Raw genomic sequence first — 22,189 nt, forward strand, 5'->3', positions numbered from 1 at the left:
CTTCCTCCTGCCGTAGCCAATACGAAGCATATTCCCGGATGATCCGCCACGGTCATAAAAGATGCAGCGTCGCTCAGATAGGGCGCGCGCCTTCCGCAGCCAAGCGCAGTCCTTCTGCCCCCGCCCAAAAGTCCGCCAGCGGGATAAATTTGGGCCGGGGCCAAATTCTCCCTTGCCGACCTCCCCAACCGCTGCTAGTTGCCCGCCTCACCCGCCGAGAGGGACTTCCTCCGGCCGCCAGAGCGGGCGTAGCTCAGGGGTAGAGCACAACCTTGCCAAGGTTGGGGTCGAGGGTTCGAATCCCTTCGCCCGCTCCAGATTTTCGAAGATTTTAGCAGCGTATTTCGCGGTAATACTCGGGGTTCGATGTCCCGGGATTGCTGTCAAGGATATCCGTGCGCCGGATGTGAAAGAAGCCAGCCGCAGATTCCTCCGCGAGGCGCTCCCTTCGGTATTCAGCCTTACGCCTTCCCGCCCGGCGGGGTTTTCTCCAAGTGCAAGGTTTTGACTGGCGAAGAACGCCGCCCCGGGACCTGCGCTGATCGCTTGCTTGGCCCGGTAAGCGCCTCCCGTCCCTGTGAGAACAGGACGCTACCCTATGCAAATACTATGAAGATCGCCGCTTCTCGATCTCGATAAGAAATGGCGACCGGTCATATCTGCAACCCCTCACGAATCGCCGCAGCCGGGTGGCGTGTATTTGGGGAAGATCGGACATGACCAGAACCGCAGCATTTGAGTGCCTGCCCAGCCGTTCGGCCGCGCCAGCGCCGGGGGAAGGAGCGTGATGATGCAGGACCTGCTCTGGATTGGCGCACTGGCCGGGCTGCTGGCGGCAACGCTGGCTTATGTCCGCCTGTGCGATCAGGCGTGAGGGGGGCGGGGATGACGCTTGACCTCACTCTCGCGGCGATCACGGCGATCGGCCTTCTTCTGTATCTGGTGGCGGTGCTCATTCGCCCCGAACGCTTCTGACGAGGAGCCCGGACCATGACTATCCAGGGCTGGATCCTGATATTCGCCTTCGTGGGCATATTGCTGGCGCTGACCAAGCCGATGGGCCTCTGGCTGTTCGCGCTCTTTGAAGGCCGCCGGACGCCCCTTCATGCCGTGCTCGGGCCGATCGAAACCGGCTTCTACAAGCTGTCCGGCATCAATCCCGACGAAGAGCAGAGCTGGCGCCGTTATGCGGCGCATATGCTGCTGTTCAACTTCGCGGGATTGATCTTCACCTATGCCGTGTTGCGGTTGCAGGGGGTGCTGCCACTCAACGACCTAGGCTACGCAGGGATTGGCGCCGATGGCGCGTTCAACACCGCGATCAGCTTTACCACCAACACCAATTGGCAATGGTATTCGGGCGAGGCGGCCATGTCCAACCTGTCGCAGATGCTGGGGCTGACGCTGCACAATTTCCTGTCAGCGGCGACCGGCATCGCGCTTGCCTTCGCCTTCTTCCGCGGGTTCGCACGGCGTGAGACAGCGAGCATCGGCAATTTCTGGGCGGACGTGACCCGTGTCACCCTCTACCTGCTGCTGCCGATCAGCCTGGTTTACGGCGTCTACTTGATCGCTTCGGGCGTGCCGCAAACCTTGGCCGCTTCGGTCAATGTGACCACGCTGGAAGGCGCGAAGCAAGTGCTGGCGCTCGGCCCGGTCGCCTCCCAGGAAGCGATCAAGATGCTGGGCACCAATGGCGGCGGCTTCTTCAACGCGAATTCGGCGCACCCGTTCGAAAATCCGACCGCGCTCACCAACCTGATCCAGATGCTGTCCATATTCGTGATCGGCTTCGGTCTTACCTGGTGCTTCGGCAAGGCCGTTGGCAACACCCGGCAGGGCTGGGCGATATTGTCGGCCATGACGTTTTTGTTCCTCCTGGGCGTGGCCGTCACTTACTGGCAGGAGGCGGCGGGCAATCCCGTTCTTCACAATCTTGGTGTTGCCGGTGGCAATATGGAGGGCAAGGAAGTCCGGTTCGGCATCGCCGCCTCCGCCCTTTTCTCGGTCGTCACCACGGCGGCAAGTTGCGGTGCTGTCAACGCCATGCATGACAGCTTCACCGCGCTGGGCGGCATGATCCCCTTGTTCAACATACAGCTGGGGGAAGTCGTCATCGGCGGCGTCGGCGCGGGCATTTACGGGTTCCTGCTGTTCGCCATCCTCGCCGTGTTCGTCGCGGGGCTGATGGTCGGCAGGACACCGGAATATGTCGGCAAAAAGATCGAGGCGCGGGAGGTGAAGCTGGCGGTGCTCGCCATCGCCATCCTGCCGCTCTGCATCCTCGGCCTGACGGCGGTCAGCGCGGTGTTGCCTGCCGGACTAGCCGGGCCGCTCAACAAGGGACCGCACGGATTTAGCGAAATCCTCTACGCCTATACTTCGGCCACCGGCAATAACGGGTCCGCCTTTGCCGGGCTGACGGCGGGCACGCCCTTTTACAACGCGCTGTTGGGCGTGGCGATGTGGCTGGGACGCTTCTTCGTCGTCGTGCCCATGTTGGCAATCGCGGGCAGCCTCGCCGCGAAGAGGCATACGCCCGAAAGCGCCGGGTCTTTCCCCACGACCGGCGGCCTTTGGGTCGGGCTGCTCGTCGGGATCATCCTGATCGTTGGCGGTCTCACTTTCCTGCCGAGCCTCGCGCTTGGTCCCATCGCCGATCATCTCGCCATGATCCGCGGGCAATTTTTCTAGAAGGGGAGCGCCCAATGGCTCGCGCAACCAGCAAATCCCTGTTCACCGCCGAGTTGATCGCACCCGCGATCCGCGACGCCTTTTTCAAGCTCCATCCCAGGCAATTGATCCGCAACCCGGTGATGTTCGTGACGGCAAGCGTCGCCTTGCTGCTGACGATCCTGCTCGTCGTCGGCACCGATACGCTGGGCGTTAGTTTCAAGTTTCAACTGGTCATCTGGCTGTGGCTGACGGTGTTGTTCGGCACCTTTGCCGAGGCGCTGGCCGAAGGGCGCGGCAAGGCGCAGGCCGCGTCTCTCCGCGCCACCAAGGCGGAGCTGGTCGCTCGGCGCGAGAAGAACGGCCGGGTCGAGGAGATCCCCGCCAGCCAGTTGCGCGCAGGCGACATCGTGCTGGTCACCACCGGAGACCTGATCCCCGCAGATGGCGAAGTGATCGAAGGCGTCGCATCCGTCAATGAATCGGCCATCACAGGGGAATCCGCGCCAGTGATCCGCGAGGCGGGCGGAGATCGCTCGGCCGTGACGGCGGGCACCCGCGTCATTTCCGACGAGATCAGGGTCAGGGTGACCGTCGATCCCGGGCAGGGCTTTCTCGACCGGATGATCGCCCTGATCGAGGGTGCGGAGCGGCAGAAGACGCCGAACGAGATTGCGCTCACCATCCTGCTGGTCGGCCTTACCATCATATTCCTGATCGCGGTCGGCACTGTTCCGGGCTTTGCCAGCTATGCCGGCGGGGCGATCCCCGTGGCCATTCTCGCGGCGCTGCTCATCACGCTCATTCCCACCACCATCGCCGCCCTGCTGTCGGCCATCGGTATTGCGGGCATGGACCGGCTGGTGCGCTTCAATGTGCTGGCCAAGTCGGGCCGGGCGGTGGAGGCGGCGGGGGACATCGACGTGCTGCTGCTCGACAAGACCGGGACGATCACCATCGGCGACCGGCAGGCGTCCGAATTCCGGACGGTGGGCGGCGCGCAGCCGGGCCAGCTGGCCGAAGCCGCCCTGCTCGCCAGTCTGGCCGACGAAACGCCGGAGGGACGCTCCATCGTAGTGTTGGCGCGCGAGAAATTCGGCGTCGGGACAGCGTCCCTGCCCGAGGACGCGGAGGTTATCTCCTTCACCGCCCAGACGCGCATCTCCGGCGTCAGGGTGGGCGGAACGTTGATCCAGAAGGGCGCGGTGGACTCGATCCTGAAGGCCAATCCCGGTCTGGACGAAACCGCCGCAGCGACCGAACTGCGGCGCATCACCGACGAAATAGCCCGGGCAGGCATGACCCCGCTGGCGGTTGCGCAGGACGGTCGGCTGCTGGGCGCCATCGCGCTCAAGGACATCGTGAAGGCGGGCATCCGGGAGCGGTTCGCGGAGCTTCGCCGCATGGGCATCCGCACCGTGATGATCACCGGCGACAATCCGCTGACCGCCGCCGCCATCGCGGCCGAGGCGGGCGTGGACGACTTCCTCGCGCAGGCGACGCCGGAGGACAAGCTGGACCTTATCCGCAGGGAGCAGCAAGGGGGCAAGCTGGTCGCCATGTGCGGCGACGGCACCAACGACGCGCCCGCGCTGGCGCAGGCCGATGTCGGCGTTGCGATGAACACCGGCACGCAGGCGGCGCGCGAGGCGGGCAATATGGTGGACCTGGACAGCGATCCGACCAAGCTGATCGAGGTGGTGGGTCTGGGCAAGCAGATGCTGATGACGCGCGGGGCGCTCACAACCTTCTCCGTCGCCAATGACGTGGCCAAATATTTCGCGATCATCCCGGCGATGTTCGTCGCGCTCTATCCGGGCCTCGGCGTCCTCAACGTCATGGGGCTATCCACGCCGCAAAGCGCGATCCTGTCCGCCATCATCTTCAACGCGCTCATCATCCCCCTGCTCGTGCCGCTGGCGCTGAAAGGCGTGACGTATCGGCCGATGGGTGCTGGCCCGCTGCTGGCGCGCAACCTTGCGATCTACGGCCTTGGCGGGCTGGTGGCGCCGTTCATCGGCATCAAGATCATCGACATAATCGTCGGCGGCCTCGGCCTCGCATAAAGGAACATATGATGGGCAAGGACATCCTTTCTTCGCTGCGTCCGGCGATCGTCATGACGATCCTGTTCGCCATTCTGCTCGGGATCGCCTATCCTCTCGCCATGACGGGTATTGGACAAGCGATCTTCCCCCGCGCCGCCAATGGCAGCCTGATTCGCGACGACAGGGGCCAGGTGATAGGATCGACCCTGATCGGACAAGCCTTCACCGCCGACCGCTATTTCCAGACACGTCCTTCGGCGGCGGGCAAGGGCTATGACGGCCTCGCCTCCGCTGGTTCCAACCTTGGCCCAACCTCCCGGGCGCTGGCGGATCGGGTGAAGGCCGACGTCGAAAAGCGGCGCGCCGAGGGTGTTGCCGGACCGGTTCCGGCCGATCTTGTTACGACCAGCGGCTCCGGCCTCGATCCCGACCTGTCGCCTGCTTCCGCCATGGCGCAGGTGTCCCGTGTCGCCCGCGTTCGCGCGCTTGACGAACGGCGGGTGCGCGATCTCGTCAGCCGCAATGTCGAACGCCCATTGCTGGGCTTTCTGGGTGAGGCGCGCGTCAATGTGCTGGCGCTGAACCGGCAGCTTGACCAGCTGGGCGGCGGCGCGCGTTGAACGAACGGGAACGGCCTGCCCCGGAAGCCTTTCTGCGCGCCGCCGCGCAGGAGGGGCGAGGCAGGCTGAAGATATTTCTCGGCGCGGCGCCCGGCGTCGGCAAGACTTATGAAATGCTGGTGCAGGGCGCGGCTCGGCAGAAGGCGGGCGTCGATGTCGTCGTCGGTGTCGTCGAGACCCATGGCCGTGTCGAAACGCAGGCACTGACGCAGGCGCTGGAGATTCTCCCGCGCCGATCCATCGACTATCAGGGCCATGTCCTGACCGAGATGGACATCGACGGCCTGCTGGAGCGCCGACCGGCGCTGGCGCTCGTCGATGAACTGGCCCACACCAATGCGCCGGAAAGCCGTCATCCCAAACGCTGGCAGGATGTCGAGGAACTGCTTGACGCCGGGATCGACGTCTATTCGACACTCAACATCCAGCATGTGGAGAGCCTGAACGACGTCGTTGCCTCCTTCACCCGCGTGCGCGTGCGCGAAACTGTGCCCGACGGCATTCTGGAACAGGCAGAGATCGAGGTCGTCGATATTCCGCCAGCCGAACTGATCGAGCGGCTGAAGGAGGGGAAGGTCTATCTCCCGCAGGAGGCGACCCGCGCCCTTGCCCATTTCTTTTCCAAGACCAATCTGTCGGCGCTGCGCGAACTGGCGCTGCGCCGGGCCGCGCAGGCTGTCGATACGCAGATGCTAGAGGATCTTCGGGCTCAGGCGCTCGGCGGCACCTGGGCAGGCAGCGAACGCATATTGGTTGCCGTCAGCGAACTGCCCGGCGCCGAGACGTTGGTGCGCGCGGCCAAGCGCATATCCGACGCCGCCCGCGCGCCTTGGAGCGCGGTCCATATCGAAACGCCCCGGGCGCAATATTTCGGCGAAGCGGAAATGCGCCGGATTGCCTCTGCGCTCAACCTGGCATCCAGTCTGGGCGCGACGGTCGCCACGGTGCCCGCCTCCACGGTATTCGAGGGCCTGAAAAGCTACGCCGACGAGGCGCGCGCAACCCAGCTGGTTGTCGGCAAATCCATCCGATCGCGCTGGTTCGAGTTCCGGCACGGCTCGATCGTCGATCGGCTGGTGCGGGAAACGCCGGGCGTGGCGGTCCATGTCTTGCCGCTGGATGAAAGCGCCCCGGCCAGCCCTGCGCGCACACGCCCATTGAACCATTGGGGCAAGCCCGCGGGATATCTCTGGACCGCGCTACTGGTTGTGGGCGTGACAGCCCTTGGATCGGCCCTTTTCCACATCCTCAACCTGGGCAATGTTGGCCTCCTTTATCTGCTGCCGGTCATGGTCGCCGCCAGCCTGTTCGGCCTGCGCACCGGGCTGTTTGCCGGGATCGTGTCCAGCCTTGCCTATAATTTCTTCTTCCTGCCCCCCACCGGCACGCTGACGATCAGCAATCCGGAAAATGTCATTTCCATCTTCGTCCTGCTGGGCGTGGCGATCGTGACCAGCCAGTTGACCTCGCGCGTTCGATCGCAGGCGGACCTCGCCGCTTCCAGCGCGCGGACCAACGCCGCGCTCGCTGGCTATCTGCGGCAACTGACGGCTCTCGGCGACCGGGAGGAAGTGGGGCGCACCGCCTGCCAGGAAATCGGGCGCCTGCTCAAACTCCGCGTGCTGATCCTGGAACGGCATCGAACGGGCTTGGTCGTCCAGGCGGCGAGTGAACCGGGCATCAATGTGGAAACGATGGAACTGGCCGCCGCGCAGTGGGTGCTGGACACCGGCCAACCCGCCGGGCGTGGCACGGGCAGCCTTGCGGCATCGGACTGGCAGTTTCAGCCGCTGCGCGCGGGAGAGCATATTCTGGCGGTCATGGGTCTAGCGCGCGACGACGGCAGCGATCCTATCCGTTCGGACCAACTTCCGCTGCTCACCAGCCTGCTGGACCAGACCTCGCTCGCGCTCGAACGGCTGCGCCTGGAAAGCGAGATGCGCGACGTCGACAAGGTGCGCGAGCGCGACCGGCTCCGCGCCGCGCTGCTATCCTCCGTCAGCCATGACCTGCGCACGCCGCTGACGGCGATCCTGGGCGCGGCGGCCGAATTGCGCCAGCGCAACGGCGATCCCCTGCTCGACACGATCGAGAGTGAGGCCGTGCGGCTCAATCGCTTCGTGGCGAACCTGCTCGACATGGCGCGGGTAGAGGCGGGAGCGCTGCGCCTGCATATCGAGCCGGTGGACCTGACCGACGCCGTGGGCGGGGCCGTCCATGACACGCGCCGATCGCTGGAGGGGCATCCGATCCAGCTTGACGTCCCACCTGACCTGCCGCTCGTCAATGTCGATGCCCAGCTTTTCCACCATTGCCTGCTCAATCTGCTCGACAATGCCGGGCGCTATGGCGACCCCGGCACAGCAATCACCATCCGCGCCGAACTCTCCGGCAGCGAACTCATCCTGTCGGTGCTGGACGAAGGGCCGGGACTTCCCACCGGACAGGAGAAGGAGGTATTCGAGACGTTCAAGCGGCTGGAGGGGTCCGATCGGTCGGTCAGCGGCACCGGTCTTGGCCTCGCCATCGTGAAGGGTTTCGCCGAGGCGATGGGCATGAATGTGGATGCGGGCAATCGGCCAGATGGCAAAGGCGCCCGGTTCAGCCTGCATTTTCCTGAATCCCTCCTCACCCGCGCTAGCGAGCAGGACCAGCATATATGAGCAGCCAGCGGATTCTCGTCGTAGACGATGAGGTGCATATCCGGCGTCTGTTGCACGGTACGTTGACGCGCGCAGGCTATGACGTCGCCGAAGCGGTGAACGCGGCACAAGCGCTGGACGAAGCCCGGCGGACCAAACCCGATGCCATCCTCCTCGACCTGGGCTTGCCCGACCGCGACGGGTTGGAGATCGTCCAGTTGCTCAAGGCGGCGGTAGCCGCGCCCATCATCGTCGTGTCTGCCCGCGAAGCGACCGAGCAAAAGGTCGCCGCACTCGATCTGGGCGCGCATGACTATGTCACCAAGCCCTTCGATAGCGAGGAAGTGCTCGCGCGCCTTCGTGCCGCGCTGCGCGAGCGCGTCGCGGCGCAAGGGGCCGCGCCCGTGGTTCAGTCCGGCCTCGTGGAAATCGACCTCGCCAATCGGCGCATCATGCGTGACGGCGAGGAAGTGCATCTGACCCGCAAGGAGTTTGAGGTCCTCACCCAGTTGGCAATGCACCCCGGCCGCGTCGTAACGCATCAGCGAATTCTGGCAGCCGCCTGGCCGCACGATCATGATCGCCGGATCGACTATCTGCGAATCGTCGTGCGCAATTTGAGGCAGAAGCTGGAAAAGGACCCCGCGCGACCGTCCATGATCGTCAATGAACTTGGCATCGGCTATCGACTGATGGCGGATTAGAGCGCGCTGCGTTAAATCGGACGCAAGGCGCGCGCTCTAGTTACTGTTGTCGCATCGTTTTTGCGCAAAACCGGTTCCCACTTTTGCGCACGATGCTCTAGGCCCGCCCCGCCTCCGCCCTGCAAATGCTATGATAATACTATGGCGATCGGAGATCCGGCCGCTCGAAAGCATATGCGCCCATCCGTAAGTCTCATGCCGCCACGATGGAGGGCGACATGCAGGCCAGGAAAACAAGCTTACAACAGGATATGGGCCTGCGACTGGCCGGAATTTCCCTGATTGGCGCGAGCTGGTTCGGCGTCAGGCTTCTGTCCCGGGTGGTGAATCTTCCGCCGGAACATGAGGCGACCATGGCAGAAATGGGTGTGGCGGCGGCGAGCTTCCTCGGCGCAACGAGCGGGGTCGCATTGTCGGTGATCGGGGCGCATATCTTCGACCCCGTTCCACTATCGGCTCTCTGGGTCAGCGCTCCGGATCATCATGTAAAGAATGAGCGACGGCGCGCCGCGCTATTCCCGTCCCGATCGACGCAGAGACGTACCGATGGCCGCATCTCATCGAAAACTACCTCTGCAAACTCACAGAGTTCACACGCGTCACCATAATTCCGGGCAATTCGCGAGAATAAATCTTTATTTTCAGTGAGTTAGTGGTGCCCGGGGACGGAGTCGAACCGCCGACACTGCGATTTTCAGTCGCATGCTCTACCAACTGAGCTACCCGGGCACGAGCGCCGGGGAGGACCACCGGCGGCGTTGAGAGGCGTGCCTATAGGCATCAATCCGGGGGGTTGTCCACCCCATCATCGTCGCTTTTTTTCATCTCGTCGGCGGTGGGGGTTCCGGGGACGCGATAGCCTTCGCCCAGCCATTGCAGCAGGTCGCGGTCACGGCAGGCCTTTCCGCAGAAAGGCCGCGTGTCGGGATGCGCTGGCTGGCCGCAGATCGGGCAGGAGGATGATTTAGGCGACATGGCCCGCCGATATGGCAAGTGCCGGGTCCGCCTTCAAGCTGACGGCGCCGCCACGGCGGCGAGCGAGCTGCTCCAGCCAGTCGGCTGCCTTGTACAGGCGGTCAATGATGGAGGGCGCGGCGGTGATCGTCACCGGCCCGCCATTGCCTTCCCGTTCGGCACGGCGGAGCAATGCGAGAGCCGCCGTTTCGATCGGATCAGCCCGCAACAACTCCATGAGGTTCATCCGCTCGCGGCGGCGGATGACCTGGACGAAGCCGAAGCCGTTGACCGCCGTACGCTCAAAAGGAAGCGGCAGATATTTGTCGATCTGCGCGGAGGCGACGGCGCGCTCATCCTTGTTGTTCATGGTGGGCAGATCGATGCCGATCGATCCGGTCAGCCCCATGCGACGGATCGCCTGCGCCGCCAGTTTCGCGCCCTTGGGGCCGAGCTTCGCGGGCGGCAGCGATCCGTCTACGTCGATCAGGATCATCGCGGGCGTCGGGAAGATGCGGAGCGCCGCTTCCTCCGTGCCGATTTCACCGGACATCGCCTCTTCCATCAGTTCGCTCCAGCCATGGGCTTCGAAGCGATCCTCGCCATGGGCCGGGCAGGGGGTGATGGGCAGACCCGTGGCGCGCAGGCGCTGTAGGAGGCTGGGGGCCGGATGCACCTTGGAACCCGGCTGGGCGATGCGGCCCTTGGCCAGCTTGGGGCGACCTTCCTCCGGGATGGCTTCGCGCAGGATTTCGAGGAGGACGGTCGCGCCCTCTGCGGTTTTTGGTGGGATGGGCTCGACCAGCACTTCCTCGCCCGAGATCAGGCGGGCGATGCCGCGCTTCTTGGGGATGATCGTCCGGACGAGCTTGCCCTGCATGATGGCACCTGCGCGGGCGCCATCGCCCTCACGCTCGATCTGTGCCTCGACCAAACGGCCCTTTTCGATCAGCGCGGCGCGGGCCTCGCCAATCCCTTCTTCATAGAGCCATTCGGCCATCTTGTCAGTCCAATGGGTAGCCCGCTGCCTTCAGCAGCGCGCGGGTTTCGTAAAGGGGCAGGCCCATGATCGCGCTATGGCTGCCCTGTATCGCGCGGATCAGCCCGGCGGCACGGCCCTGAATCGCATAGCCGCCTGCCTTGCCGTGCCATTCTTCGCTGGCGATATAGGCGTCGATCTCGGCGCGCTCCAGACGTTTGAAGATAACGATATTGGTGGAAAGGCGATGCCTTGCCCTGCCCTCGCCATCGATGAGCGTGATAGCGCTCAGCACGCGGTGACGGCGGCCGGAGAGCAGCGAAAGACAGGCTCGCGCTTCACCCTCCGTCTCTGCCTTGGGCAGGATGCGGCGGCCTGCCGCGACGACCGTATCGCCGGAAAGCACCAGCGCGCCGGGATGACGGGTAGCCACCAACGCAGCCTTTTCACCGGCCACGCGCGCGGCATAGGCGGCTGGCAATTCGCCTTTCAAAGGGGTTTCATCAAGATTGGCGGGGTCCACAGCGTCGGGACGCACGCCGATCTGACCCAGAAGTTCACACCGTCTGGGAGAAGCCGAAGCAAGGATGAGCCGCATGCGTTAAGCGGCTTATTTGAAGCGGTAAGTGATCCGACCCTTGGTCAGGTCGTAGGGGGTCAGTTCGACCAACACTTCGTCGCCCACCAGCACGCGAATGCGGTTTTTCCGCATCTTGCCCGCCGTGTGGCCAAGGATCTCGTGATCATTTTCAAGCCGGACGCGGAACATGGCGTTGGGGAGAAGCTCCACAACCTGTCCGCGCATTTCAAGCAGTTCTTCTTTTGCCATAATATCCTGGGGAAACCAAAAATCGCGCCGCCATAGCGGCAAAATGCGGAAAATGAAAGTCAGGCTGACACGCCAAATACATCGCCCGCGTCAGACAAGGCCGCAAAGATGTGATCAAGTTGATCCACATCCGTACAAAAGGGCGGCATCAGGTAGATGCTGTTGCCCAAAGGACGCAGCAAAATGCCCCGATCAAGGAAGAAGGCGCGGAGGCGCGGCGCAAGGTCGGACAGATAACCGGCGTCCGGCGCGATCAGGTCAATCGCCACGATCGTGCCAAGCTGCCGGGCATTTTCGAAGGCGGGATGAAGCGCCAGTTTTCCGAGTCGCTCCGCCATATTCTGTTCGAGCGCGGCGATGCGGCCGAGCACATCCTCTTCGCGCCAGATGGCGATGTTGGCCGCGGCCGCCGCGCAGGAGATGGCATTCGCTGTGTAGCTGGACGAATGGTAGAAAAGCCGCGCCCGGTCCTGCGACTTGTGCGCGTCGAATATGCGCGCCGTGGCGAGCGTCGCCGCAAGGGGTACGGAGCCGCCGGTGATCCCTTTGGCGACGGCCATGATGTCCGGCACGACGCCCGCCTGCTCGCAAGCGAAGACTGTGCCGGTGCGGCCCCAGCCGGTCATTACTTCGTCGGCAATGAAGAGAACATCATGTCGGGCGCAGATTTCCGCCATCTGCCGCAAAATGGCAGGCGGGTAGATCAGCATCCCGCCAGCACCCAGCACCAAAGGTTCAACGATGAACGCCGCCGGATGCTCCTTGCAAGCCGCTTCCAGCGCGTCGAGCGTCTGTTGCTCCGTTCCCGGCGCAGGGAAGGGAATGGTGCCAACGTCGAACAGCAAGGGCGTCCATGCGGCATTGTACACGCCACGCTCGCCCACCGACATCGTGCCGATCGTGTCGCCATGATAGCCATGTTCGAGGACGAGTATGCGATGCCGGGGTGCGGACAAACCATCCAGCGCGCGATTGTGCCAGTAGCCGAGCGCCATCTTCAGCGCGACTTCGACGGAGGTCGATCCGCTGTCGGAATAGAAGACATGGGCGAGCGGGTCGCGCCCTTCCGCGCGGGGGGCGAGTTCGATCAGGCCGCGCGCAACCTCTTCGGCAGGCTCATGCGTGTAATTTGCAAAGATCAGCTGGTCGAGCTGCCCGGCCTGCTGAGCGATGGCCGCGGCGATGCGGGGGTGACAGTGGCCGTGGGTCGTCACCCACCAACTGGAGATGGCGTCGATCAACGTGCCGCCATCTGCCAGATGCAACAGGGAGCCTTCCGCACGAACGACTTGCGGGATGGGTTCGTTGAGGCCGTGCTGGGTGAAGGGGTGCCATATGAGGGAGGTCATGGCGAGACGCTTAGATTAGCCCAAGCGTCAGGCCAAGCACCCTCCCCTATATTATGCGGCTCCCGCTTACTTGGCCGGGGTGGCCGGGGCTGCAGGGGCGGCTGGCGTCGCCGGGGTGGCGGGAGCAGCCGGTGCCGCAGGCGCGGCGGCCTGGATACGCTGCTGCAACGCCGGGTCGGCGGCGGCGGCCTGACCGATCTCATTGAATTTTTCCGGCGCGATGCCCGATGCCTGCAAGGCGGCGAGCATCTTGGGCTGCTTTTCCGCGTCAGCGATGCTAGTGTCGGACTGGATCTTGGTCACTTCGACCGCAGCAGCCGCAAACAGCTTGATGTCAGCTTCGCTAAATTTGCCCGCAGCGGCCGAAGGGGCCGCCGTAGTGGCAGGCGTCGCGGACGTAGCCGGGGCGGCGGCGCCCTGGGCCAGAACTGGAGCCGCTGCCAACAAAGCGACCGATGCCATTGCCGTCTTCAAAACCAGTGATGAACGAAAACCCGTCAACATGCTTCTCCTTGCGATTTGATGTCTCAAAGCTGTGGAAGAGCGCACGAGGTTTAAAGAGTGTTCCGGCGAAACGTGAGATTTGAGGGACGACGGCCGGGCGCGGCGCAGCTCATCACTCGCACCATCACGGTTCATCGCAGGGCAGAATCGTTACTGATGCTCATCTTTTCACCAGATTCTCACCCGATCCTGAGGCGCGAGATAGAGCTTGCTGCCGGGCACCGGGTTGAACGCGGCGTACCATTGATCGAAATTACGCACGGTATCCGCCCGATATTGCGACGGCGAATGCGGGTCGGTGACCAGCCGCTGGCGCAAGTTGGGCTCCCGATAATTGCGCCGCCATACTTGCGCCCAGCCGAGGAAGAAGCGCTGATCGCCGGTGGTGCCGTCGATCACCGGCGCGGGCTTGCCGCCGAGTGACGCATGATAGGCGTCCAGCGCCACTGCGACGCCTGCCAGATCGCCGATATTCTCGCCCAGGGTAAAGTCGCCCTTCACATGCGCGCCGGGGAAAGGCTCGTAGGCGTCATATTGCTTTATCAGCTTGCCGGTCAAAGCCTTGAAGGCAGCGACATCAGCATCGCTCCACCACTGGTTGAGCTTGCCGCTTTCATCATATTTGGCGCCCTGATCGTCGAAATGGTGGCTGAGTTCATGGCCGATCACCGCACCGATGCCGCCATAATTCACCGCCGGATCGGCATGGGGGTCGAAGAAGGGCGGTTGCAGGATGGCGGCCGGAAAGACGATCTCGACCATGGAGAAGTCCGCATAGGCGTTGATCTCCATCGGCGTCATCTGCCATTCCCAGCGGTAGATGGGCTTGCCGAGCTTTCCCATCTGATAGTCGAATTCATATTGGTTCGACCGCAGCGCGTTGCCGAACAGGTCGCCCGCGGTGATTGTAAGCCCGCTATAATCCCGCCATTTGTCGGGATAACCGATCTTGGGCGTGAAGGCGGCCAGTTTCTTGTGCGCCCTCGCCTTCGCGCCATCGCTCATCCAGCTGAGGCCATCGATGCGGCGGCCCATGGCGGCGATCACATTTTTGACGAGCTGGTCCATTGCCGCCTTGGTTTCCGGCGGGAAATAGCGGGCGACATAGATTTTGCCGACTTCCTCGCCCATCGCCTCTTTCACGAAGCCAACGGCGCGCTTCCACCGATCTTCGCGCTGCGGCGTGCCGGACAGGGTGGTGCCGTAAAAGGCGAAGTCGGCGTCGGCGATCCGATCGGGAAGATAAGTGGCGTAGCTGTGGAGGCTACGCAGGAGCAAGGCGTCCTTCAGCACGCCTATCGGTGTCCGCGCGATCAGTGCTGCTTCGCCCGCGATCGCCGTCGGCTGCGCGACGATCAGCGCCTGCGGCTTCAGGCCGTTGGCGGCGAAATAGGCCGAGAAGTCGAAGCCGGGCGCGGCTTTCTGCAAGTCGGCGAGTGTCATGCGGTTGTAGGTCTTGTCCGCGTCCCGGCTGTCGACCTGGGTCCAGTGGACTTTTGCCACTTCCGTTTCAAACGCCATCAGGGCAGTGGCGCGCGCCTTTGCGTCGCTCGCGCCCGCCAGTGTCAGCATCTGTTCGAGATGCGCGAGATAGGCGGTACGGATTGCCGCCATCTTCTCGTCGGGCTGTAGATAGAAGTCTCGATCCGGCAGGCCTAGGCCCGATTGGCGCAGGTTCAGGATGTAAGTGTCGGGCGCCTTGTCATCCTGTCCCACATAGAAGGTGAACGGGCCTGCGATACCGGCTCGTGCAGCCTCCGCCGCGAGACGAGCATAGCCTGCCTTGTCCTTCACCGCCGCGATCTTCGCGAGCCAGGGCTTGATGGGGGTCAGGCCCTTCGCTTCCACGGTGGGGGCGTCCAGATAGCTGGCATAGGCGAGGCCGATACGGCTGGCGGGGTCTTTCCTTGCCTCCTCCAATATGCCCCGGGTGCGTTCGCGCGACAGGTCGTCAAGGACGTTGAACGCGCCATAGTTGGACTTGTCGGCAGGGATCAGCGTGGCCTTGGCCCAGCCGCCATTAGCATGAAGGTAGAAATCATCGCCCGGCTTGACGGCCGGGTCCATGCCCTTCTCGTCAAAGCCGTAGCTGCCATAGGTCGGCTTGGCAGATGACGCCTGGTCAGCCTGCGCGGTGTTTGCGGCGAACAGCAGAGCGCCAACAGCGACGCTCATCAAAAGATTTTTCATCGAAGCATCCCTTGCTTGATCCGATCATGGCAATTGACCCGGCGCAGGGCGACAAGTCCATGTCCTTTGTCGAAAATCGTGCAAAAGCGGCTGCGCCCCTCTTCAGGGCAGGCGGATATTCTCGGCGAAAGCAGCCTTCAGGCTGGCGGCATCCAGCGGGTCGAGGCGCGGCAAGCGGCCGAGGCTTGGCACCTTGGCGAGTTGCGGGATGATCCGCTCATTCTCCTCATGGGGATCGCCGATGAACGCGATACCCGCCAGCGGCACGCCCCGGCTGCGCAGCGCTTCGATGCTGAGCAGGCTGTGGTTGATCGTACCGAGCGCAGTGCGGGCGCACAGGATGACGGGCAGCTGCCAATGTGCGAAGAGATCGGCCATCAACAAAGTTTCGCTGAGGGGCACCAGCACGCCGCCTGCGCCTTCCACGACCAGCGGGCCGTCCACTTGCGGCAAAGCGAGATTGTCGAGGCGGACTTCAACCCCGTCGAGGCGAGCCGCCAAATGGGGCGAGGCGGGCGTGGTAAGGCGGTAGGCTTCCGGCAGGATGCGCGCATTGGGGATGCCGCCTAGCCGTGCGACCGTTTCCTTGTCGCCTTCGGGGTCGATCCCCGCCTGAACAGGCTTCCAATAATAAGCGCCAAGGGCGCCCGCGAGCCCGGCAGCGAAGACTGTTTTGCCGATGTCCGTATCGGTCCCGGTGACGACGAAGCGCGTCATGCCATCACCCTTTGCAGTTCTTCGCCAAGAGCCGCCACATCGGCGCGGCCGACATTCAATGTCAGGGAGATGCGCAGGCGGCTGGTGCCGGGCGGGACCGTTGGCGGGCGGATGCCGCGCACGTCGAAGCCTGCCTCCTGCAGCGCGGCGGCGGCGGCCATGGTGCGCCGGTCTTCGCCCAGCAGCACAGGGACAATGTGGGTGCGCGGCGCAGGCAAGCCCAGTGGCGCGCAGATGACTTCGGCGGCATCGACGCACAGAGTCTTCAGCCGCGCGCGCAGGTCATCCGCCTGCTCTATCCGGTCGAGCGCGGCCGACGCCGCCACCGCCATCAGCGGCGATGGCGCTGTGGAGAAGATGAAGGGGCGCGCTCGGTTGATCAGATAGTCGATGATGATCTGCGGCCCGCAAATCAGCGCGCCTTCCACGCCCATGGCTTTGCCGCAGGTGTGAAGCGTCACGACATTATGCAGCCCGTCCAACCCGGCGGACAGGCCCCGGCCGCTTGGACCAAACACACCCGTTCCATGCGCTTCATCCAGGATCAGCATCCCGTCATGCTGCGCGGCCAGTTTTGCGAGATCGGTGAGAGGAGCGGTGTCGCCGTCCATCGAATAAAGCGTTTCGACCGCGATCCAGATGCGGCCCTTGCCACCTTCCTCGCGCCAGGCGGTGATCAGGTCGGCGAAACTCTGCACATCATTATGTCGGGCAAAGACAGTGGCGGCCTTGGACAGGCGGATGCCGTCATGGACGCTGGCGTGGATCAGCTCGTCCGCGACGATCAGGTCGCCACGCTGCGGCAATGTCGAAAACAAGGCGCAGTTGGCGGCAAAGCCATTGGCGAGAAACAGCGCCGCCTGTGTCCGGAAGAAGGCCGCCGCCTTCGCCTCCAGCCCTTCATGCTCGGGCGCATTACCGCGCAGCAGGCGCGAGCCACCCGATCCCACCGGCACGCCCCGCGCCACCGCATCCGCCACCGCCTGACCGATCAGCGGATCGGACGCCAGGCCCAGATAGTCGTTGGAGGCAAAGTCGCGCCCGGCGCGCGGCACCAGACGGCGCAGGCGGCCGCGCTTTTCAAGGGCCGCCAGTTGCGATCGGAAGGGTTCGCTGGTCATGGCGCGCCCTATAGGCCCGCGAGGGGCAGAGGGGCAAGCTGGAGCGCCGCCGCTTCATCCGTCGGGCGGGGAAAGGCACCGCCCTCCCCCGCTCCGGTGCCGACAATCAGAAAGAAAAGCTCAGCGATAGCGACGCCACATTGTCGTTGGCGTCGTCGGCATTCGGACGGAAGCCATGCTGATGCAGATAACCGATTTCCGCATTCACATTCTTCGCGATCGGGGTCGTGATGGCGATCATGTTACGCATCCGCTCTTCGCCCTCGACCCGCTGAAAATTGGTGGTGTTGAGGTCGATGAAGCTTTCATGGCTCAGCACCAACGCGGTCTTGCCGCCTTCCTTGAAGGGCAGCACATATTTGACATAGGGGCGGAAGCGCCAGGCCGTGCCATCGACGCCTTCGCGCCAGCGCTCCTCAAGGCGCAGGCGGGCGCTGAGCTGGCCGGGGCCGATCTTCACGATATTGTCGAACGTCACCTGCTGGCGGCCGCGATGTTCCATCACCGAGAAGTCACCGGCATTGTAGTTGGGATCATGGGTATAACCCGCCCAAACCGTCACCTTCTTGCTGACCTTGTAGCCGATCAACGAGTTCATTTCGACCTCGTACAGACCGTCGCGGTCGTTGCTGAACCGGGCGATCACCTCCTGCGAGAAGCGCCATTTGTCGCTCAGTTTCACAGTGGCGCTAACGCCGGTCCAAAGCTGGTCATCCTCCGTGGCATGCGCCACAGCCGGAATGGCCAAAGCCACCAGCGCAGGCGCCAGTTTCAAAATCGGTCGCATCATAATCTCCCTCCGCCCCATGGCGTCGGGGCGCGACTATGACCTTTATGTGACAACGTCATTTCTCTTTTATGTAATATTTGTGACGATTGTTTCTGCGGCGTGACCGATAGCGGCAACCGTCAAATCCGCCTCCCGCACAAAAAATGACCCCGCCCCATGGTAGGGCGGGGTCATATCCTTTTCGTTGCGAAATGCCGTCAGACGCCGTGCGCCAGAGCGGCGAGCAAGAGCAGCGCGACGATGTTCGTGATCTTGATCATCGGGTTGACCGCAGGCCCGGCGGTATCTTTGTAGGGATCACCCACGGTATCGCCGGTCACGGCCGCCTTGTGCGCTTCCGATCCTTTGCCGCCATGGTTGCCGTCTTCGATATATTTCTTGGCATTGTCCCATGCGCCGCCGCCCGATGTCATGGAAAGGGCGACAAACAGTCCGGACACGATCACGCCCAGCAGCAATGCACCGAGCGCCGCAAAGCCATTGGGCGTTCCGGCCACGGCTGAAATGGCGAAATAGACGACGATCGGCGCCAGCACTGGCAGCAGGCTGGGGATGATCATCTCCTTGATCGCCGCGCGGGTGACAAGGTCGACAGTGCGGGCATAGTCGGGCCGTGAGGTGCCTTCCATGATGCCGCTGTTGGTGGCGAACTGATCGCGAACGTCTTTCACCACGTCACCTGCGGCGCGGCCCACTGCCGTCATGCCCATTGCGCCGAACAGATAGGGCAGCAATGCGCCGAGCAGCAGGCCGACGATGACATAGGGGTTGGACAAGCTGAAATCGACCGGCTCGGTCAGGCCGAGGGCCGAGTTGTAGAATTTCAGATCCTCCGTGTAAGCGCCAAACAGCACCAGCGCAGCAAGCCCGGCTGACCCGATCGCATAGCCCTTCGTCACCGCCTTGGTCGTATTGCCCACTGCGTCCAGCGCGTCGGTCTTGCTCCGCACACTGTCATCCAGATGCGCCATCTCCGCGATGCCGCCCGCATTGTCGGTGACGGGACCATAGGCGTCGAGCGCCACGACCATGCCCGCCAGCGCCAGCATCGCCGTAGCCGCAAAGGCAATGCCGATCAGGCCCGCCTGACTATAAGAGACGATGATGCCGCCCACGATCACCAGGGTCGGCAGCGCGGTCGCCTCCAGGCTGACGGCCAAGCCCTGGATAACATTGGTGCCATGGCCAGTTTCCGATGCGCGGGCGATGCTGCGCACCGGGCGATAGTTGGTCCCGGTATAATATTCGGTGATCCATACAATGAGACCCGTCACGCCGAGGCCCACCATCATCGACCAGAACAACTCCATGCCGGAATAGCCGCCATTGCCATCCAGATCGGTGCCGAAGCGCGTCTGAAGATCGCCCAGCGTGAACTGGGTGACGAAATAGAGCGCGGGGATCGACAGGATCGCTGTCGTCCAGAAGCCTTTGTAGAGCGCACCCATGATCGACTGGCTGGCACCAAGACGCACCATATAGGTGCCGATGATCGACGTGATGATGCACACCCCGCCGACGATCAGCGGCAATGCCATCAGCCGTTGCAGGAAGATGTTATCGACCCCGCTCACCAGCAGTGCCGTCAGCACCATGGTCGCACCAACGGTGACGACGTAGGTTTCGAACAGGTCGGCCGCCATACCGGCGCAGTCGCCGACATTGTCGCCCACATTGTCAGCGATCACGGCGGGATTGCGTGGGTCATCCTCGGGAATGCCCGCTTCCACCTTGCCAACAAGGTCGGCGCCAACGTCCGCCGCCTTGGTGAAAATGCCGCCGCCCAAGCGCGCGAAGATCGAGATGAGGCTGGCACCGAAAGCCAACGCGACCAGAGAGTCGATCACCAGTCGATCGTCCGGCGCATGACCTGCGGGTCCGGTGAGATACCAGAAGAAGACACTGATCGCGAGCAGCGCCAATCCCGCCACCAGCATGCCGGTGATCGCGCCAGCACGAAAGGCGACGGTGAGGCCGCTCTGCAAAGTCGTGCGTGCGGCTTCGGCGGTGCGGACATTGGCGCGCACCGAAATGTTCATGCCGATGAAGCCAGCCGACCCGGACAGGATTGCGCCGATCAGGAAGCCGATTGCGGACGTTGCGCCCAGAAAGAAAAAGACGATCGCCGCAACCACGACCCCGACCATGCCAATGGTCATATATTGGCGGCTGAGATAGGCCTTCGCCCCTTCCTGGATCGCCCCCGCGATCGCTTGCATGGTTTCATTGCCGGCGGAGGCCGCCAGTACCTGACGACTGGTTATCAGGCCGTAGAGCAGGGCTAATAGCCCGCACCCTATGGCGATATAGACAATCTGCATGGATGTTCCTCTCCCCCTGTTTTTGCTGTCATCGGCCGCTCCGCAGGGAAAAACGGGCGGGCGAAAGGCATAAGCGCGGGCGGCCGGAATTCACGCATCCGGCATCAGGCACCGCGTCAATCAGCATCAAGGTTACGCGCGTCATGGGCGTCCAACCGGGCTGAGAAAAGGATGGACGGAAGCTACAGACAGGACGGGCGGCGTCAAGCCGTTACAAAACGCACCAGAATCAGGGCTTGGCGGGCTCCCAGCTCAGCCATGTTCCCAGCCTAGCCGGTCGGGCAACGGCATCTCTGCGCCGTCGATGATCAGCTTCAGCCCCGATCCCGATGATAAACGACCAACCGGAATGGCCCGTACTGGCGGATTTGTCGTGGGCGGCAGTGCGAACAGCAGTTCATAGTCATCGCCCGCCCGCGCCGCTGCGACCTGAGCGGCAGTGCTGCCGCCGCTGACCGCCTCCAGCGCCGGGGAAAGCGGAACATGATCGATGGTGACAGCCAATCCGCTAGCCTGCGCCATGCGCGCGGCATCGATCAGCAGGCCGTCGGACACATCCATCATCGCATGGACTTGGCCTGCAAGCAGCGCGCCTTCGGTGAGCCGAGGCCGGGGGCGGCGATAAGCCTCCACCAGCGGCCCGGAAGCGGCGGCGTTCGCGCGGAGCAGTTCAAGCCCCGCTCCGGCATCGCCAACTGGACCCGTCAGATAGAGACGATCACCTGCGCGCGCGCCGCTACGGGCGGGCACGAGGCCGCTTGTCTCGCCAATCGCCGTCAGACTGTAGCTGCGCGGACTGCCCAGCGGCATCTGCACCGTGTCGCCGCCAAGTAGCGGCATGGCATGACGGCTAAGCGCCTCGCCAAGCCCCTCTAGAAACGCCGCGTCCCAGCCATCGTCGCCCGACAGCGCGTAATTGAGCAGACAACCTACGGGCCGCGCGCCCTTGGCGGCAAGGTCCGAGAGGTTCACGGCGGCAAGTTTCCAGCCGATGTCCAAAGGGGGATCGCCGGGGAGATAATGCACCCCCTCCACCATCGTGTCGCTGGTGAGGATCAGGCGCGCGCCGCCCACGTCCAGCACCGCTACATCGTCCTGCAAGCCGCGCGCGGCGGGATCATTGGCCAGCAGGCGCAAGAGGGTCAGGAAACGGGATTCAGCGGACATAATTGACCTCCGTTCGCCCTGAGCCTGTCGAAGGGTCTTTCTTCTTTTAAAGAAGTTAAGGGCTTCAACAAGCCTGTCCTGAGCCTGTCGAAGGGCTCAGCCCGAACGGAGGTGGTTCGTTACTGGCGCACGTCCTTCGCGACGCCGTCCAGCAGGCCGTTGACGAAACCCGCCTCGCGCTTGTCGTAAAAGGCATGAGCGACATCGACATATTCGCTGATGACCGTGCCGGTCGGCACATCCTTGCGCGCGATCAGTTCATAGGCGCCTGCGCGCAAGATCTGGCGCATCGGCTTGTCGAGCCGCTCAAGGCTCCAGCCCTTGGACAGGCGGGCGGTGATCATGGCATCAATTTCCCCGCGCCGCTTGTCCACGCCGGTCACGACATCGTCGAAAAAGCTCTCTTCCGCATCGGCATAGGTCACGTCTTCGATGGTCGCGCCCAGTCGGTGCTGATGAAATTCATGCAGCAGGGTAGCGAGAGGCGTCCCTTCCATTTCCAGCTGGTACAGCGCCTGCACCGCGGCAAGCCGGGCTGCGGAGCGGGATTTGGAGCGTTCGGTCATCAGGATTCCATATAG

The 22,189-nt window shown here is 63.5% G+C and carries 20 protein-coding genes and 2 tRNA genes; 8 read left to right on the forward strand and 14 right to left on the reverse strand.

All coding sequences use genetic code 11. The features are described from left to right. Window positions 1-242: 242 nt before the first annotated feature. The 8 genes from ACZ5TH_RS10450 to ACZ5TH_RS10485 all read left to right on the forward strand — a co-directional run bounded on the left by ACZ5TH_RS10450 (window position 243) and on the right by ACZ5TH_RS10485 (window position 9,295). Window positions 243-317 (forward strand) — tRNA-Gly (locus ACZ5TH_RS10450). 568 nt (window positions 318-885) lie between these two features. Next, window positions 886-975: a K(+)-transporting ATPase subunit F gene (gene kdpF / locus ACZ5TH_RS10455; RefSeq protein ID WP_449474375.1), complete on the forward strand. Its 90-nt coding sequence runs from the start codon at window positions 886-888 to the stop codon at window positions 973-975. A 15-nt stretch (window positions 976-990) separates the two neighbouring features. Beyond that, a complete protein-coding gene (gene kdpA, locus ACZ5TH_RS10460) occupies window positions 991-2,694 on the forward strand; it encodes a potassium-transporting ATPase subunit KdpA (protein WP_464793862.1) in 1,704 nt (567 codons plus the stop codon). Between the two features lie 14 nt (window positions 2,695-2,708). Next, window positions 2,709-4,739 carry a potassium-transporting ATPase subunit KdpB gene (kdpB, locus tag ACZ5TH_RS10465; RefSeq protein ID WP_464793863.1) on the forward strand — a complete coding sequence of 677 codons (2,031 nt, stop codon included), beginning with the start codon at window positions 2,709-2,711 and terminating at the stop codon, window positions 4,737-4,739. Window positions 4,740-4,750: 11 nt separating this feature from the next. Beyond that, a complete protein-coding gene (gene kdpC / locus ACZ5TH_RS10470) occupies window positions 4,751-5,341 on the forward strand; it encodes a potassium-transporting ATPase subunit KdpC (RefSeq protein WP_464793864.1) in 591 nt (196 codons plus the stop codon). Beyond that, window positions 5,338-8,004 carry a DUF4118 domain-containing protein gene (locus tag ACZ5TH_RS10475; protein WP_464793865.1) on the forward strand — a complete coding sequence of 889 codons (2,667 nt, stop codon included), beginning with the start codon at window positions 5,338-5,340 and terminating at the stop codon, window positions 8,002-8,004. The genes kdpC and ACZ5TH_RS10475 overlap by 4 nt, the downstream gene beginning before the upstream one ends. Further along, window positions 8,001-8,687 carry a response regulator gene (locus ACZ5TH_RS10480; RefSeq protein WP_449474379.1) on the forward strand — a complete coding sequence of 229 codons (687 nt, stop codon included), beginning with the start codon at window positions 8,001-8,003 and terminating at the stop codon, window positions 8,685-8,687. The genes ACZ5TH_RS10475 and ACZ5TH_RS10480 overlap by 4 nt, the downstream gene beginning before the upstream one ends. Window positions 8,688-8,905: 218 nt before the next feature. Further along, window positions 8,906-9,295 (forward strand): hypothetical protein, encoded by a 390-nt coding sequence (locus tag ACZ5TH_RS10485; protein WP_460986931.1) that lies wholly within the window; start codon window positions 8,906-8,908, stop codon window positions 9,293-9,295. A 45-nt stretch (window positions 9,296-9,340) separates the two neighbouring features. Here ACZ5TH_RS10485 and ACZ5TH_RS10490 read toward each other — a convergent pair. The 14 genes from ACZ5TH_RS10490 to nusB all read right to left on the reverse strand — a co-directional run bounded on the left by ACZ5TH_RS10490 (window position 9,341) and on the right by nusB (window position 22,174). After that, window positions 9,341-9,416 (reverse strand) — tRNA-Phe (locus tag ACZ5TH_RS10490). A gap of 51 nt (window positions 9,417-9,467) precedes the next feature. After that, complete coding sequence (locus tag ACZ5TH_RS10495; RefSeq protein WP_464793866.1) at window positions 9,468-9,662, reverse strand: DNA gyrase inhibitor YacG; 195 nt, start codon at window positions 9,660-9,662, stop codon at window positions 9,468-9,470. Then, window positions 9,652-10,641, reverse strand: coding sequence for a ribonuclease (locus tag ACZ5TH_RS10500; RefSeq protein WP_464793867.1), 990 nt, complete (start codon window positions 10,639-10,641; stop codon window positions 9,652-9,654). Before ACZ5TH_RS10500 ends, ACZ5TH_RS10495 begins: the two co-directional genes overlap by 11 nt. 4 nt (window positions 10,642-10,645) lie before the next feature. Beyond that, window positions 10,646-11,218 carry a Maf family protein gene (locus ACZ5TH_RS10505; RefSeq protein WP_449474383.1) on the reverse strand — a complete coding sequence of 191 codons (573 nt, stop codon included), beginning with the start codon at window positions 11,216-11,218 and terminating at the stop codon, window positions 10,646-10,648. 12 nt (window positions 11,219-11,230) lie between these two features. Continuing rightward, entirely contained in the window at window positions 11,231-11,449 is a 219-nt protein-coding gene (gene infA, locus ACZ5TH_RS10510) for a translation initiation factor IF-1 (protein ID WP_003049127.1), read from the reverse strand. A gap of 59 nt (window positions 11,450-11,508) precedes the next feature. Beyond that, window positions 11,509-12,798 (reverse strand): adenosylmethionine--8-amino-7-oxononanoate transaminase, encoded by a 1,290-nt coding sequence (locus ACZ5TH_RS10515; RefSeq protein WP_464793868.1) that lies wholly within the window; start codon window positions 12,796-12,798, stop codon window positions 11,509-11,511. 66 nt (window positions 12,799-12,864) lie between these two features. After that, complete coding sequence (locus ACZ5TH_RS10520; protein ID WP_464793869.1) at window positions 12,865-13,260, reverse strand: DUF4168 domain-containing protein; 396 nt, start codon at window positions 13,258-13,260, stop codon at window positions 12,865-12,867. A 210-nt stretch (window positions 13,261-13,470) separates the two neighbouring features. Then, entirely contained in the window at window positions 13,471-15,492 is a 2,022-nt protein-coding gene (locus ACZ5TH_RS10525; RefSeq protein WP_464793870.1) for a M13 family metallopeptidase, read from the reverse strand. A gap of 102 nt (window positions 15,493-15,594) precedes the next feature. Next, window positions 15,595-16,209, reverse strand: a complete 615-nt coding sequence (gene bioD / locus ACZ5TH_RS10530) for a dethiobiotin synthase (protein WP_464793871.1) — start codon at window positions 16,207-16,209, stop codon at window positions 15,595-15,597. Continuing rightward, window positions 16,206-17,330 (reverse strand): 8-amino-7-oxononanoate synthase, encoded by a 1,125-nt coding sequence (locus ACZ5TH_RS10535; RefSeq protein ID WP_464793872.1) that lies wholly within the window; start codon window positions 17,328-17,330, stop codon window positions 16,206-16,208. Before ACZ5TH_RS10535 ends, bioD begins: the two co-directional genes overlap by 4 nt. Window positions 17,331-17,436: 106 nt before the next feature. Continuing rightward, window positions 17,437-18,117, reverse strand: a complete 681-nt coding sequence (locus ACZ5TH_RS10540) for a DUF2490 domain-containing protein (protein ID WP_460986939.1) — start codon at window positions 18,115-18,117, stop codon at window positions 17,437-17,439. 200 nt (window positions 18,118-18,317) lie between these two features. Further along, window positions 18,318-20,441 carry a sodium-translocating pyrophosphatase gene (locus tag ACZ5TH_RS10545; RefSeq protein WP_464793873.1) on the reverse strand — a complete coding sequence of 708 codons (2,124 nt, stop codon included), beginning with the start codon at window positions 20,439-20,441 and terminating at the stop codon, window positions 18,318-18,320. A gap of 252 nt (window positions 20,442-20,693) precedes the next feature. After that, window positions 20,694-21,608, reverse strand: coding sequence for a thiamine-phosphate kinase (gene thiL / locus ACZ5TH_RS10550; protein WP_464793874.1), 915 nt, complete (start codon window positions 21,606-21,608; stop codon window positions 20,694-20,696). A 119-nt stretch (window positions 21,609-21,727) separates the two neighbouring features. Continuing rightward, window positions 21,728-22,174 carry a transcription antitermination factor NusB gene (nusB, locus tag ACZ5TH_RS10555; protein ID WP_460986942.1) on the reverse strand — a complete coding sequence of 149 codons (447 nt, stop codon included), beginning with the start codon at window positions 22,172-22,174 and terminating at the stop codon, window positions 21,728-21,730. Window positions 22,175-22,189: the final 15 nt, after the last annotated feature.

The sequence above is a fragment of the Sphingobium sp. TomTYG73 genome (assembly GCF_055394245.1).